This window comes from Methanohalophilus euhalobius (assembly GCF_900215215.1).
GTDB classification, from domain to species: Archaea; Halobacteriota; Methanosarcinia; order Methanosarcinales; family Methanosarcinaceae; genus Methanohalophilus; species Methanohalophilus euhalobius.
The window spans coordinates 333,230-347,069 of sequence record NZ_OBDR01000001.1 but is presented as its reverse complement, the minus strand read 5'-3'; the positions used below and the strand labels follow the sequence as shown (position 1 = coordinate 347,069).

The following is a 13,840-nucleotide window of genomic DNA, read 5'->3' as shown; positions in this document are numbered from 1 at the left end:
GGCCTGTTGGATTGATAACTAAAATACAGGTTTGTTATTGAAAAATCACAGGCACAATTAATCAGTACTGCTTGATATAGAATCTACATAATCTATGTAGGTAACACTTATTGCCACATCAGCTCCTCTACATTTCATGAAAGAAAGCAACGAAAATATCAAAGTACTTTTCATTTGTGTGCACAACAGTGCAAGAAGCCAGATAGCAGAAGAATACCTGAAAAGACTTGGAGAAGGCAAGTTCGAAGCTGAGAGTGCGGGTTTTGAACCCGAACAGATTAATTCACTCGTCCTTGAAGTAATGAAGGAAGATGGATTCGACCTCACAAAGAAAAAGACCCAGGATGCATGGGACCTTTTCCGGGCAGGTAAATTTTTCCATTTCGTAATCACTGTTTGCGACAGAGAGCACGAGAAGAGATGTCCTATATACCCAAAACCCTTTGCAAAATTATACTGGCCATTCCCGGAACCTGAAAATTTCACAGGCACACATGAAGAAAAGCTGGAACAAATGAGGAATTTGAGAGACACAATAAAAAAGAGAGTTGAACAATTCATAGAAGAAACAAGCGGATTTTCACAAGGCTCAAAATAATTCAATTCCAGAATACTTTTTAGGTGGAGGGCATAAATCACCCCACATAATGCTTTTTTTGTTTCTTATTCAGATAAGGATAAACTATATAAGAAACCTTCATCACAGCAATAGCAATAATCATCTTAATAAAAATACACCACTGAGTGTATCTTCTTTATTTTACAATTATTGAGGAGAAAAAAATGGTATCAAAAGAAGTACCTTTTACTAAAGAAAAAGTACAGGAGATCGCGGAAAAATATCCTACTCCTTTCCATCTCTATGATGAGAAAGGCATACTGAAAAATGTGGAAAAACTTAAAGAAGCCTTCGGGATTCTGGAAGGTTTTCAGGAATACTACGCTGTAAAAGCCCTCCCCAATCCATATATACTCAAAATCTTGAAAAACCAGGGATTTGGTGCCGATTGCAGTTCCCTTCCCGAACTTGTACTTGCTGAAAAAGCGGGTATTGTTGGCGAAAATATTATGTTCAGCTCCAACGATACACCAGCAGAAGAATTCGTCAAGGCAAAAGAACTGGGCGCTATAATCAATCTTGACGACATAAGTCATATCGATTACCTTGAAAAACATGCAGGCCTGCCTGAAATGATATGTTTCCGCTATAATCCCGGTGCATTAAAAAAAGGTAACAAGTTCATAGGCAATCCTGAAGATGCAAAATACGGTTTTACCCGGGAACAGCTCTTTGAAGGATATAAAAAACTGGCCGATAAAGGGGTCAAGAGATTCGGTATCCACACAATGGTGGCATCCAATGAACTGGATCCTACCTATTTCATAGAAACTGCCAGGATTCTCTTTGAAGTTATCGCTGATATTTCAAAGGAACTCGGTATCAAATTCGAATTCGCGAATATGGGAGGCGGTATAGGAATACCCTACGAACCAGACCAGGAACCAGTTCCCTATGATGTTGTAGCAAAAGGTGTTAAGGAAGAATATGATAAAATAATTTCCGCAAACGGCCTTGGCCCCCTCAATATCTACCTCGAATGTGGGAGAGTAATCACCGGACCCTATGGATACCTCATCAGTAAAGTACGCCATCTCAAGCATACCTACAAGGATTTTGTAGGAATGGATGCCACAATGGCAAACCTTATGAGGCCGGGTGTTTACGGAGCTTACCACCATATAACTGTATTTGGCAAGGAAAACCAGCCTCATGACCATACATATGATGTGACAGGTTCTCTTTGCGAAAACAATGACAAATTCGCCATAGACAGGAAACTGCCTGAAATCGAAATCGGTGACATCCTGGCAATGCATGATGCCGGAGCACACGGCCATTCAATGGGATTCAATTATAATGGAAAATTGCGCTCTGCTGAAATTTTGCTCAGGGAAGATGGCAGTGCTGTACAAATCAGAAGAGCAGAGACCATGGAAGACTATTTTGCCACACTGGATTTTGAAGGTCTTGAGAATTTTAAATGAAATAGCCTGGAAAAAAAACAAATATAATCGGGTATAAACCCGATTATTCATTATACCATCGTGAAGGCAGCTCATATCCCAGATTGGGGTCGTATTCCTTTGGCAGGAAGAATTTCGTTCCCCTGTTGTCCAGAGCCTCTTCAAAACCCGGATCTATGGAATCAAGTTTCAATTTGGTTGTCTTTGCCTCTGAAGATTTACCTATCCTATAAAGGGCAAACCGCTTATTATAAAGTACAGAAGGATTGTTCGGATCAATCGAAAGGGCTTGATCATAGCATTCGATTGCCTCATCGACATTACCCATCATGTTATTGGCAAATCCTTTGTTGTACCATGCAGTAATGCAATTGGGTTTCACCTCAAGTAGACGGTCATAATATATTATTGATCCTGCATAGCTACTCAACAGGTACTTGATAGTAGCCTTGTGATAGAGAGCGTCAGCGTTGTTGGGCTGGAGCGTTAGAATCTGGTCGTATACAACATCGGCTTTATTGTACTCTCCAAGAAGGTATAGATTAAACCCTTTATGCTCCATTGCAGTAACATGCTGTGGATTAACGGCAAGTAACTGTTCATAGCATTCGATTGCTTTCTGGTACTGTCCGATATTTTCAAAAGCCAGCCCCTTATTGAACAATGCATCCTGATTTTCGGGGTCAGAATCCAGAATTTCATCATAAACAACTATTGCATCACTGAAACGGCCCATTTTTTCAAGGTTGTCAGATTTGAGGTACAAAGCATCCTGATTTGAAGGCTGATTATTAATGACAGTATCAATTGCACTCAGGGATACATCATACATCCTTGCCTTGTGTGCGGATTGAGCTAGCAGATACCATGCATTCATGTCTTTTGGCTCCAAACTGAGATATTTCTGGTAAGCGTTGGCTGCATTCCTGAAACTTCCCAGTTTATCGTATATCAATCCCCTGTTATACAGAGCATCCTCATTATCCGGATCATTCTTTACTACTCTTCCATAAGCATACAGAGCAGTCTGGAGGTCATCTGCCTTTTGTGATACTATTGCGTATTTATGCCACAATTTCACAGAATCGGAATTAACTGAAAGAGCCTGTTTAAACGCATCTGAAGAATTGTCCCATTGATTGTATTTTTTGAAAAGATCCCCTTTACCTTCCCAGGCAGCTGCATAATCAGGTTCTATCATTGTAGCCATTTCAAATGAAGAGAGGGATTTATTCGTATTATTTACGGCTGACATTGTCATGGCGCGTGAATACCATAGGTATTCGGGAGCTGGCAGCTCACCATCTTCAATAGACGCAAGGGAGTTGACAGACACATCTGTCCCACTTCCCATGAAAGTCAGATCAAATCCGTTACTTTTAAGGAAATCAAGGAACGGGGAATTGCCTGTATAATGAAAATTATTCCTATGATCAGATTCTTTTTGATTGGATTGCGATAGCTTACTCTGATCAGTCCTTAGTTGATAACTGGCTGCTGAGTGACCAGGATTCAGTTCAAGGACTTTTTCATAAGAAGTGATAGCTTCATCATACCTTCCAAGTTCATCCAGAACGGCCCCTCTCTCATACCACACCTGTGCTGAGGATGGCTCAAGTTCACAGACTTTATCATAAGCCTCTAAAGATTGCTCATATTTACCCAGTATTTTCAGGTCAACAGCCATCTCATACCAGGCAAGGGTATAGTTCCCATCCCTTTCTGTGGCCTCCTCATAGCTCTTAACTGCTTTTCCATACTCGCCTATCCTGTCTAACAATACCGCCTGTTCATACCATACAGCAGGAGCATCCGGCTCAATGCCAAGGGCTTCTCCATAGCTATCGATAGCTTCTGAAAAATCACCATAGTTTTTAAGAATAGTAGCTTTTCGGTACCATACGACGGCATGAGGTTCTGTTTCAAGTACGTCATTGTAGCATTCAAGTGCATCCTCATATTTTTCCAGCCTGTAGAATGCTTCACCTTTATTGAACAGTATCTGGGCAGACTCTGAATCAAACTGGGGTGTTTCATAGAAAACCTCATGGGAATCGGTTTCAATCATAATTGAGGGAGCCTCTGAAACACGTCCGATACCACGTGCATGATCCGGATTTAATTTAAGGGCCTGGTCATAACATTCAATCGACTCCTCATACCTTCCAAGTTCATCCAGTAATTGCCCCTTCAGGTTCCATAGTGTTTTATTTTCCGGATCGTATTCCAGTGCCTGATTGTAACAGGTTAGTGCATAATTATTCTGACCCAGTTCTTCAAGACTGCGGGCTTTGTATCTCCATGAATCCACATTGTATGGTTGTATTTCAAGCACCCTGTCATAATATTCAATGGCTAGGTTGTAATCATCCATTTTTTCTGCAACAAGACCATACTTCAATAATAATTCAGAATTATTTGGATCCCTTAGGAGGGCTTTATCATAATTATCCTGTGCTTTCTGATACTCTCCCATGGCTTCATAGCATTCCCCCAGCTGTGTCCAGGAATCTGTTTTGGAGGGATTGATACGCAAAGCAGCCTGGAAATGTTCGATTGCATCCTCGTACTTGCCTTCATTTTTGTAATACAGACCTTTGTTATAGAGGTCCTCAGAATGATATCCATAAGCACTTAATGCTGCATCCTGATATGTAAGCGAATCATTATAATTACCCTCTAAATGGCTTATTTTTCCTTTAAGGAATAGAATTGGCAACACTTCCAGATCGGGATTATTGACCATTTCAGTTATATTTTGATCAGCGTCCTTCAGGTTCAAAAGAGCTTTTTCATAGTACTGTGTGGCTTCATTCTCACGAGCCAGATTTTCGAGACTCAGGCCAGCTATATAAAGGGCATAAGTAGAATTGGGATTGGAATCTAGAACCCTTTTGGAAACTTCCAGAGATTGATCATAGTTTCCTGATAAATAAAAAGATGAAATGTTCTCATATGTGTCACTATAAAGGTACTGAGAATCATTTGTCTGTGTAATATTTACTTCCTGTGTAATATTTACTTCATCCGAATAAAGGGATATACCATCATTCAAATTGTCAACAGCAACAGCTGGATGACATAGAGTAATTGCCAAAAATAAGACTAAAGTAAACATTGATAAAATGTTTTTGAACCCCATCACCATTTAAACCTATCACCACGGTCCATTAAATCAATTAATATAATACAATGCTTACTAAAATTTAAAATTATTGTTTGGATATAAAATCACCACAGGACAATAAAAAAAGACATAAAGATTTAATCAAAGGGGTTTGGCAGTCCACATTCTTATTTGTCTATAATCAATGTTAGCACCTATTGATTTTGCTTTTTGCTATTTGGCACATTGTAAACCTTCATGTTAGCATATCAGAATTGAATCTATTCTAGCCTGGCCTTTTTGAGTCCAGTAATGGCAGCATTCACATATCTGATAATCATTGTTTTCCCTGAGATCTGTTCCGCAAACCGGGCAATTTTTTAAGAGATAGTCATATCGGTTCATTGTACCACTCCTTAATGGTCCTAAGGCAGGAACATTAATATATAGTTTTGGAATGTAAACTATAAAAATAGTGAACTAATATATAGTTGGTATGCATGATTTCTGGTTACACCTGGAATCTGAATCGTCTCATTCAAATCTTCAAAAATTAATTTTACCATTTGTGCACAAATACATATATAAAAACAAATTAAACTAAAAGATGACTTTTATAAATAATCAGTGCTTTATTAAACAAAAAATCTCTGATTTTCATGACAGGCTGGCCAAAATGCTTTACCGGAGAAGATATAGGGAAAAACTATACCCTCTATTTAATAACTATCGCATTAGTTTCCATGCTCATATTTCCATTCTTAAGCAGGGAAATCTTACTCCTGATTTTTGCAGGTGCGGGTGTATATGGCTACATAACCAGTAGCAATCGGAATATAACCAATCTTATTGTCTCAGTAGTTTTGCTACTTTTGATAAGTATTACTGCGAATCACTATTCCTATTCCCTACCAAAATACATAATTATATCAGCAATCCAGATCTCCACCATTGGCTTCACAAGTGCAGCCATAGTGCGCCGGGGCACCAAAAAGGACTCACAAGAAAATACTACCAATCTCCCATCAAGCCTTGCTTTATTAATAGCAGGGGCCGCTTCTGCCTTTATAGCAGGTTCATGGTATGCATACTGGACAGCCGCTGTATCATACGAACTTATATTTTTCATAGCAGTAATCGGAGCAATTACAGCAGCTCTATTTGAATCCATACCATCCTCCGTAGATAGGCTTTTTTCAATGACCCTGGGTTCGGCAATGGCAATGTGGATTCTTGCATCCTTTGGTTACACAGTTGCTCCTTTCCATTTATTGATTGCATTCATTTTTGCACTCTTTTTGGGGTATCTGGCATATCGCACCAATATAGCCGATATTTCCGCAGTGTTGAGTGCTACACTTATGGGAGTTTTGATAATTGTTTTTAGTAACATCCTCTGGTTTGTTTTGCTACTTACCTTTTTCATACTCGGAGGAGTATTCACCAAATACAAATACAACTATAAGCTCGATCTGGGTATCGCACAGGAAAAGGGAGGAGTAAGGACTTATGAAAATGTATTCAGCAACAGTACTGCTGCCCTTGTGCTTGCCATTGCATGTGGCATATATCCCCAACATAGCAATCTAATAACATATGCTTTTCTGGGAACCGTAGCAACAGCTGCAGGGGACACCCTTGCAAGTGAAATCGGAACAACTGCACGCCAGTCACCCAGGATGATAACAAACTTAAAACCTACAAAAACCGGTACTGACGGGGCTGTAACTTCCCTTGGAGAACTTGCAGCCTTTGGGGGAGCACTGGCAATAGGAATACTCGGAGCAGCCTTTGGGTTTGTGGAGCAGATAATTCCTGCCATACTTATTACATGTGCAGGCGGATGGGGAGGTACAAATATCGATAGTTTACTTGGTGCTACATTCCAGAAAAATGGTTACCTGTCCAATAGTGGAGTCAATTTTGTAGCAACTGCCATAGGTGCCCTCATATCCGGTATACTGTATATTCTTGTCCTGTAATGACAAAAAAGATATACTTACCGCAACTATATCTAATACATGAAAGTAGAGGGGATTGCCCGGGAAACACTGAAATTTATATTGAAAAGTAGTGAATCAACATATCCCCGGGAATTTGTGGGTTTACTGGAAACAGAAAAAGGCATAATAAGCAATGTGATGATTCTGCCTGGAACAGAGAGCAGTGAAATGAATGCAGTAATCAAATTATTCATGATGCCAAATGTACAATCCGTAGGTTCGGTGCACAGCCATCCGGGACCCAGTTATCGGCCCTCAAATGCCGACCTTATAATGTTTGGTAAGACCGGGGACTGGCATATAATTGTTGCCGAGCCTTTCGATGAGAACAGCTGGCAATGCTATAACAGGAAAGGGTATCCTGTAGACCTGCCGGTTCTTGATGTAGAATTGGACCAGCCGGAACTGCCCTAACAAAAAAAATATGAAACGAAATCGAACTCTTTAAAGGGTTGATAAATATGGAACCTGAAGACTATGTGATAAAAGAAGGACCAACACCACATGAAAACGCTAAATTTGGAGCCGGCCTTGTAATATTGATTCTATATATTATTGTGCTTGGAAGATGGCTGGGAGTATTTTAATCCCCTTACTTATTTTTCCTGCAGGACCGAATATGTAACTCCTCCAAGCCAATAGCCGATCATTCCAAAAAGAAAAGCTGCAGGTATTAATACAAGAGACTCATAGCCCAAGTCCAATATCCATTCAAAAGCCATTATTACAAACAGGATTACAAAAAGAACATATCCTGCATACTTAGCACTTTTTTTACCCCGATACATTTGGATCACTTTAAATCATCTGGCAGGCAGATTTTCCAAACCCACATCTGGACATCATAGAGTCTATTTGCTCTTCAGAAGAAAAATTATCATATGCCTTATTCGCCTCCTCCACACTGGAATAGAGGCGTGCAAAGATACAATCCCAGTACTCATCATCACTTTTTACAATTGCATGATATTGATTTGTTTCAGCAGGTGCCCATATCAGCACCTGACCACCGGTTTCCTCCTGGGACTGGACTTCAATCTTCAACCTTCCAAGAGCCTTTGTTTCATGATTAATATTATTATTATTATTATTATTATTATTATTATTATTATTATTTTCTGCCATAGCGTTCCAATATAATTCCATCATTTTTAACCTATTGGGTCACCGGAAATACTTTGTACTTAAGAATTAATAAACAATATTCGACAGGTACTTAAAGAAGATAAATTAAAGAGGAAATGTAAAAGAAATAATGGGGGTAATTATTCCTATGCAGGACAAAAATCAAGAGTATGAAAATCCCATAATAGTTTTCCTATGGAATGCAGAAAAGGACTGGCCGGTTGAATTTGTATCCGATAACATACAACAATTTGGGTACAATGCCGATGATTTTATATCGGGAGGAAAGACCTATGCACAAATAATCCATCCACACGATATCGATGAAGTCAGAGAAAACATACACCGCATCTGTAAGAAAGGCATTAAAGAATACACCCATCGATACAGGATACTAACTGCTGATGATGAGGAAAGATGGGTTCTGGAAAAGACCCTTGTGGAAAGAGACATCGAGGATGAACCATGCCATTTCCAGGGTTTTGTAATGGATATCACTGGCCAGATGGATTCTGAAGAGATGAGTGTGGATATGATATCTACAAAAAGTCCTGTTGTAGCATTTGTCTGGAAAGTAGAAAAGGGGTGGCCTGTAGAATACGTATCAGATGAAATTGAAAAGTATGGCTACACAACCGAGGAATTCCTGTCAGGTAATCTTAATTACGGGGACATTATCCACAAAGACGACCTGAAAAGAGTAGAGGACGAACTGAGCAGGAGATGCCGGGAAGGATACAATGATTTTTATCAGGAATATCGGATATACACAAAAGAAGGCCAGATACGCAAAGTTGCTGAAAGGACCCTTATAATTCGTGATGAGAATGGCAATCCTTCAAAATATCAGGGAATCATTGAAGACCTCTGATTCCCAGATAAATTATATATAAAATAATATTATATTTTGATAGTAAGCATGCGCACCTACATCAACAGAATAGGTTTGAGAGATTACATAATATACATACTGGCCTTGCTTCCCATGGCCATGTTGTGTTACAAGCAACAGCTGACTCTTGGACCAATTTCATCATACCCTCTCTTTTTAATCTTACTCCTGATGCCAGTTGCATCAAATATAGAAATACCTATAACCAAAATCAGAACTCGCAAAAACCAGCACATGCACAGGGACGCACTCCTTCTGGAGGAAACATACGGCGTGCCCGTGATAAAAGAACTTGCAACAGGCACAAACCTGATCTATGACACAAAAATCACACTTAATGTAGGCGGATTTATAATTCCCATGTTAACAATTCTGTATCTGCTTTTCAGTAAAATGGATTTTGTCGCTTTGGAAATAATGCTCATAGTGCTGGTTGTCGTTGCATTACTGGCTGATTTTGTTGACGGGGTCGGAATAGTGATACCTTCATATGTAGGAATATTTACAATTCCACTGGCATTGATATTAGCCCCTCAGAATGCAGCTACTATCATATTCATCGCCGGGACCGGCGGAATCATAGCAGGGTCTGTGGCATCCCTGATGGCCCTGAAAAGAGAAGAAAAAGGAAGTGCCTATATAGATATTGGCGGTGCAGCCTGTTTTCAGGCAATATATGTAACAACACTACTGGCAGCATTAATATCCGGGTTCATTCCTTGAATAAGGACTACTATTACCTTGATTTCCAATTTTATTTTGCAGAACTTTTGATGTTTGGATGGAACGATATTTTTCAATCCCTTTCTCACCGAACCTGAATGATTGAGGCGTGGGATCTATTTTTGTAGCCCTCATTTTTTGTATGGCCATAACAGGAGTTAAGGTGGTATCAATATCATTTAATTGCATGGAATCAAGAAATATGATACCATCACCCAGAAAATCATATTCATCAAAATCTTTGGTATCAATACCATGCTTTTTTTCAGTTATTAAAAATGAAGTTATACCCCTATTTTTAATCGTCCTGTGTAACGAACGCCAGCCTCCGGAATTGCGGAAATTTTCAGGATTGCTAAAAACATTAAGGGAATCAAACACTATCCTGCAGGGCTTATACGTCTCAATAATCTCTGTGATCTCTTCAAAGGTCAGCATCGACATCCCAAAAACTTCCAGGTAGCCATCATCGATGTATTTTGCAACATCCCAGCCAAATCTCATAAATTGTTGCACTAGCTGTGGAAGACGTTCTTCAAAGGAAAAAAGGACACATTTCTCTCCTTTGGTTACACCCTCCATAAGATATTGCATGCAAAGAGTGGTCTTTCCCGTTCCAGGAGGACCTGTAATAATCACTGAGAAGCCTTCCGGTATACCTCCTTCCAGCATATCATCCAGCCCAACAATACCGGTACTTATCCGTTTTATTGAACATTGCAAATTACCGGCATCCATTTTTGACCTGAAGCGCCCCTTGTCAAGCGAGAGTAAAGCTTTCTCGAGTACAAGGTTTTTAGCACCAAGTTCTTTTTCATACCTATCAAGAACTTTAATGGCATCCGAACTGAGTGTCGTATGAACCGGGTATTTGTTACGTACCATGCTTTAAGAATATAGTCCATAGTGCATATATAATTTTGCGCACCATGGACATAAAAAAAGAAAGTATGTACATCAATCGTCGTCTTTAACAGAACCGGCACCCGGAAGGAAATTACCTCTTCCTCGCCTCCCCACAATATCACCATCCCAGATAATCTCCCCGCGGGAAATGGTATATTCGGGGAATATGCCTTCCATCCCTTCATACGGAGTCCATCCTGCCTTACTGTGCAACATATCTGAATTAATAGATTTCACATTTCTTGGATCCATGACTATTAGATCAGCATCATAGCCTTCAGCAAAAACACCTTTTCCGTGGTTGTCAAGTCCGAATATTCTTGCCGGATTGCTGCTTGTGACTTCAATGAGACGTTTGAGAGGAAAAAGATTTCTTTTAACTCCCACCATCATAAGGGGCATAAGAGTTTCCACTCCCGGTACACCCGAAGGAGCGCTCTTAATGTCTCCCTCCTTCTCCGACATCCTATGAGGAGCATGATCCGAAGCTACAACATCCACAGTACTATCATTTATTCCATTAACAAGCGCTTTCACACTTTGTCGGTTCCTAAGGGGAGGATTCATTTTGCCGAAAGTACCAAGCCTATCCCAATCACGGTCTGAAAGGAAAAGGTGATGGGGAGCTACCTCAAAGCTTAAATGACGCGAAGCTTTTTCTTTTTCAAGAATGTATTTTTCCCTTTTTAGCTGACCAAAAGCTTCCAGGGTACTGATGTGGCAAAAATGAGTATTTACGGAGGTTAAACCAGATAACTCGAGCGCTTTCTTAACTGCCATTGCCTCACATTGATTGGAGCGAATCCGGGAATGGGATAGGGGAGTGAAGTCTTTCTTGAGTAAGATTTCATTATCGCATTTGATATTTTCATCCTCAGCATGGATACAGGCCAATGCTCCAAGTTGCTGGATTGTTTCAAGAGCCTCTTTTAGCAAATCTGAATCCAATCCCAGATCGGCAGTTGATTCTGCCATGAAAATCTCCCCAAAAGCCGTAATACCCAGCCCCCAGAGACTTTCCAGCTTTTCAATGTTCTTTCCTACACCACCATTAATTCCAAAATCAATGATGGATTTACGATTTGCCAGTTTGAGCTTTTCCCTGAAAGATTTTCTGTCAATAACCGGCGGCAATGTGTTGGGGTGTTCCACAACTGTCCCGATACCACCTGCAGCTGCTGCACAGCTTCCTGAGTACCAATCTTCTTTGTGGGTCATACCGGGTTCCCGGAAATGTACATGTACATCGATGCCTGCAGGAATAGTAAGTCCCCCGTGTGCATCAATATGCCTGTCCGCATCCTCCCCCTTCAGATTTTTGGCAATTTTTTTTATTTTACCCTCATCTATAAGCACTTCACCGGATTGCAACTGATTTTTATAAAAAACTTTAGTGTTCTTAATTAATATATCATTCATACTCTTCCCTTCGACCAATTATGGATAGACATGCATATTATTTTTCCTATTTTACATCTTCCGGCCAGATGAAATAATGATTTAAAAATGGATATATGGATATTAGGGATAAAGTATATATTAATGAAATACAATATTTGTTTTGGTGGAGGAAGTGATAGACAATATGAAATGCATTGAGAAAAATGAAAAGGTACTCAAATCCCAAAACGGTAATCCGGATCTTTCCCATACAATATACAGAGGAAGGATCAACGGAAACCTCGACAATGAAGAAATGGACCTTTACAGATTCCTCATAGGTGGAATCGAAGGAAAATGAGTGCAAAAACAATGGCTAATGTTGTGCCAGGCAATATACGATGTTATTTTTGCAGCTCATATCTTGAGAACAGGCGCCTGGGAAATATGGCCATATACTTTTGCAACACTTGCAATCATATAGTACCAAAAGAGATTGAACAATACTAAATGTTCAATTACTTTTTTAGATTTTATACGTGAAGAGTAAGTCAATATGCTCACAGCATGGAATATATATACATATATAGAATATATTAACAAATATTTATAAATGGCTAGTTCACTTATTTTAAAAAGAAACTTTACTTACATTAGAGGGTTAATATGATAAAATCACACAAGCCATTAATAATTATACTTATCTTATTGTTGGCATTGTTTGCTGCAGGATGTCTTAATGAAAATGATAACACACAAGACGAGAAGACAAATGAAACAGTAACAGAACATACTAAAGTCGAAAAGATCAACATAGAAGGATCCACAACTGTCTTCCCTCTTGCACAGGCAGCTGCTGAAATATATATGGAAAATCATCCTGAGAAGTCAATAAATGTTATTAGTGGGGGATCAACCACGGGCATAAAAGCCCTGATCGAGGGTGAAGTCGATATTGCAATGGCATCCAGGAAAATGAAATATTCCGAAAAAAAAGCAGCAGAAGCAAACGGAATTGACCCTGTTGAACACGTAATTGCATGGGACGGACTCACAGTAGTTGTAAACCCGGAAAACCCTGTAGATCAGCTGACCTATGAGCAAATAAAAGGGATCTACGATGGGTCCATAAGCAACTGGGCAGAGGTAGGTGGAGAAGACCAGAAAATAATAATACAGAACCGTGACCCCAGTTCCGGAACATATGGCTATTTCAAGGACGAAATATTAGGAGATGTTAAATTCCGCCCGGATTTAGTATCCCGGGATTCAAACGGAGCCATTGTCCAGGCAGTCACCCAGGAAGATGCAGCAATTGGATACATAGGATTTGCATATCTGGATGATAGTGTGAAGGCTGTAGATATAGATTCAGGGAATGGAATGGTTGAGCCTACTTCCGAAAATATCCTTTCAGGCAAATATCCACTTGCCAGACCCCTGCACTTCTACACAGACGGACAGCCTACCGGTCTTGCTGCAGACTTCATAGGATTTATCCTGAGCGAAGAAGGTACAATAACTATAAATGATGTGGGGTACTTCCCCGCCTAAAAAGGCCTGCTCTTAGCCCTCTATTTTTAAGTATCCTGAAATTACATACACAATATATCTATATAGACTATATGTTGAAATATAGTGTAGCATAGAATATTGCGATAAAGACTATAAGTACGGTAT

At 39.7% G+C, this 13,840-nt stretch carries 14 protein-coding genes; 9 read left to right on the top strand and 5 right to left on the bottom strand.

Translation table 11 applies throughout. From position 1 onward, the window contains the following. The first annotated feature begins 136 nt into the window (after positions 1-136). Positions 137-598, top strand: coding sequence for an arsenate reductase ArsC (locus CP947_RS01795; RefSeq protein WP_096711536.1), 462 nt, complete (start codon positions 137-139; stop codon positions 596-598). 185 nt (positions 599-783) lie between these two features. Then, positions 784-2,046 (top strand): diaminopimelate decarboxylase, encoded by a 1,263-nt coding sequence (gene lysA, locus CP947_RS01790; RefSeq protein ID WP_096711535.1) that lies wholly within the window; start codon positions 784-786, stop codon positions 2,044-2,046. Between the two features lie 43 nt (positions 2,047-2,089). Here the strand turns inward: lysA and CP947_RS01785 are convergent, their stop codons facing one another. Further along, entirely contained in the window at positions 2,090-5,122 is a 3,033-nt protein-coding gene (locus CP947_RS01785; RefSeq protein ID WP_165868957.1) for a tetratricopeptide repeat protein, read from the bottom strand. A 668-nt stretch (positions 5,123-5,790) separates the two neighbouring features. Between CP947_RS01785 and CP947_RS01780 the strand changes: the two genes are divergently transcribed. The 3 genes from CP947_RS01780 to CP947_RS10890 are packed head-to-tail and all read left to right on the top strand — an operon-like array spanning position 5,791 to position 7,721. Next, positions 5,791-7,113 (top strand): DUF92 domain-containing protein, encoded by a 1,323-nt coding sequence (locus tag CP947_RS01780; RefSeq protein WP_096711533.1) that lies wholly within the window; start codon positions 5,791-5,793, stop codon positions 7,111-7,113. A gap of 39 nt (positions 7,114-7,152) precedes the next feature. Further along, entirely contained in the window at positions 7,153-7,548 is a 396-nt protein-coding gene (locus tag CP947_RS01775) for a Mov34/MPN/PAD-1 family protein (RefSeq protein WP_096711532.1), read from the top strand. Between the two features lie 47 nt (positions 7,549-7,595). Then, complete coding sequence (locus CP947_RS10890) at positions 7,596-7,721, top strand: hypothetical protein (RefSeq protein ID WP_277749672.1); 126 nt, start codon at positions 7,596-7,598, stop codon at positions 7,719-7,721. A 9-nt stretch (positions 7,722-7,730) separates the two neighbouring features. Here the strand turns inward: CP947_RS10890 and CP947_RS01770 are convergent, their stop codons facing one another. Together CP947_RS01770 and CP947_RS01765 are read right to left on the bottom strand one after the other, a co-directional pair. Beyond that, positions 7,731-7,922: a hypothetical protein gene (locus CP947_RS01770; RefSeq protein ID WP_128753999.1), complete on the bottom strand. Its 192-nt coding sequence runs from the start codon at positions 7,920-7,922 to the stop codon at positions 7,731-7,733. Between the two features lie 10 nt (positions 7,923-7,932). Then, positions 7,933-8,259 carry a hypothetical protein gene (locus CP947_RS01765; protein ID WP_132130891.1) on the bottom strand — a complete coding sequence of 109 codons (327 nt, stop codon included), beginning with the start codon at positions 8,257-8,259 and terminating at the stop codon, positions 7,933-7,935. A 148-nt stretch (positions 8,260-8,407) separates the two neighbouring features. On the opposite strand from CP947_RS01765, the gene CP947_RS01760 reads away from it, so the two are divergent. Together CP947_RS01760 and CP947_RS01755 are read left to right on the top strand one after the other, a co-directional pair. Next, on the top strand, positions 8,408-9,130 hold the full coding sequence (locus CP947_RS01760; protein WP_165868956.1) for a PAS domain-containing protein: 723 nt from the start codon (positions 8,408-8,410) through the stop codon (positions 9,128-9,130). Between the two features lie 48 nt (positions 9,131-9,178). Further along, positions 9,179-9,874: a DUF1614 domain-containing protein gene (locus tag CP947_RS01755; RefSeq protein WP_096711528.1), complete on the top strand. Its 696-nt coding sequence runs from the start codon at positions 9,179-9,181 to the stop codon at positions 9,872-9,874. Here CP947_RS01755 and CP947_RS01750 read toward each other — a convergent pair. Both CP947_RS01750 and CP947_RS01745 read right to left on the bottom strand, forming a co-directional pair. Continuing rightward, on the bottom strand, positions 9,851-10,759 hold the full coding sequence (locus CP947_RS01750) for an RAD55 family ATPase (protein ID WP_096711527.1): 909 nt from the start codon (positions 10,757-10,759) through the stop codon (positions 9,851-9,853). The genes CP947_RS01755 and CP947_RS01750 overlap by 24 nt on opposite strands. Before the next feature lie 72 nt (positions 10,760-10,831). Further along, positions 10,832-12,199, bottom strand: a complete 1,368-nt coding sequence (locus CP947_RS01745) for a dihydroorotase (RefSeq protein ID WP_096711526.1) — start codon at positions 12,197-12,199, stop codon at positions 10,832-10,834. A gap of 166 nt (positions 12,200-12,365) precedes the next feature. On the opposite strand from CP947_RS01745, the gene CP947_RS10460 reads away from it, so the two are divergent. Next, positions 12,366-12,521, top strand: coding sequence for a hypothetical protein (locus CP947_RS10460; RefSeq protein WP_165868955.1), 156 nt, complete (start codon positions 12,366-12,368; stop codon positions 12,519-12,521). 305 nt (positions 12,522-12,826) lie between these two features. Continuing rightward, positions 12,827-13,714 (top strand): PstS family phosphate ABC transporter substrate-binding protein, encoded by an 888-nt coding sequence (locus CP947_RS01735; RefSeq protein ID WP_096711524.1) that lies wholly within the window; start codon positions 12,827-12,829, stop codon positions 13,712-13,714. Positions 13,715-13,840 lie beyond the last annotated feature (126 nt).

Bases quoted from the DNA above. Each gene is read 5' to 3' on its own strand.
- CP947_RS01760 (WP_165868956.1), top strand. From the start codon at position 8,408: ATGCAGGACAAAAATCAAGAGTATGAAAATCCCATAATAGTTTTCCTA.
- CP947_RS01735 (WP_096711524.1), top strand. From the start codon at position 12,827: ATGATAAAATCACACAAGCCATTAATAATTATACTTATCTTATTGTTG.
- CP947_RS01750 (WP_096711527.1), bottom strand. From the start codon at position 10,759: ATGGTACGTAACAAATACCCGGTTCATACGACACTCAGTTCGGATGCC.
- lysA (WP_096711535.1), top strand. From the start codon at position 784: ATGGTATCAAAAGAAGTACCTTTTACTAAAGAAAAAGTACAGGAGATC.
- CP947_RS01775 (WP_096711532.1), top strand. From the start codon at position 7,153: ATGAAAGTAGAGGGGATTGCCCGGGAAACACTGAAATTTATATTGAAA.
- CP947_RS10890 (WP_277749672.1), top strand. From the start codon at position 7,596: ATGGAACCTGAAGACTATGTGATAAAAGAAGGACCAACACCACATGAA.
- CP947_RS01795 (WP_096711536.1), top strand. From the start codon at position 137: ATGAAAGAAAGCAACGAAAATATCAAAGTACTTTTCATTTGTGTGCAC.
- CP947_RS10460 (WP_165868955.1), top strand. From the start codon at position 12,366: ATGAAATGCATTGAGAAAAATGAAAAGGTACTCAAATCCCAAAACGGT.
- CP947_RS01770 (WP_128753999.1), bottom strand. From the start codon at position 7,922: ATGTATCGGGGTAAAAAAAGTGCTAAGTATGCAGGATATGTTCTTTTT.
- CP947_RS01765 (WP_132130891.1), bottom strand. From the start codon at position 8,259: ATGGCAGAAAATAATAATAATAATAATAATAATAATAATAATAATAAT.
- CP947_RS01745 (WP_096711526.1), bottom strand. From the start codon at position 12,199: ATGAATGATATATTAATTAAGAACACTAAAGTTTTTTATAAAAATCAG.
- CP947_RS01755 (WP_096711528.1), top strand. From the start codon at position 9,179: ATGCGCACCTACATCAACAGAATAGGTTTGAGAGATTACATAATATAC.
- CP947_RS01780 (WP_096711533.1), top strand. From the start codon at position 5,791: ATGACAGGCTGGCCAAAATGCTTTACCGGAGAAGATATAGGGAAAAAC.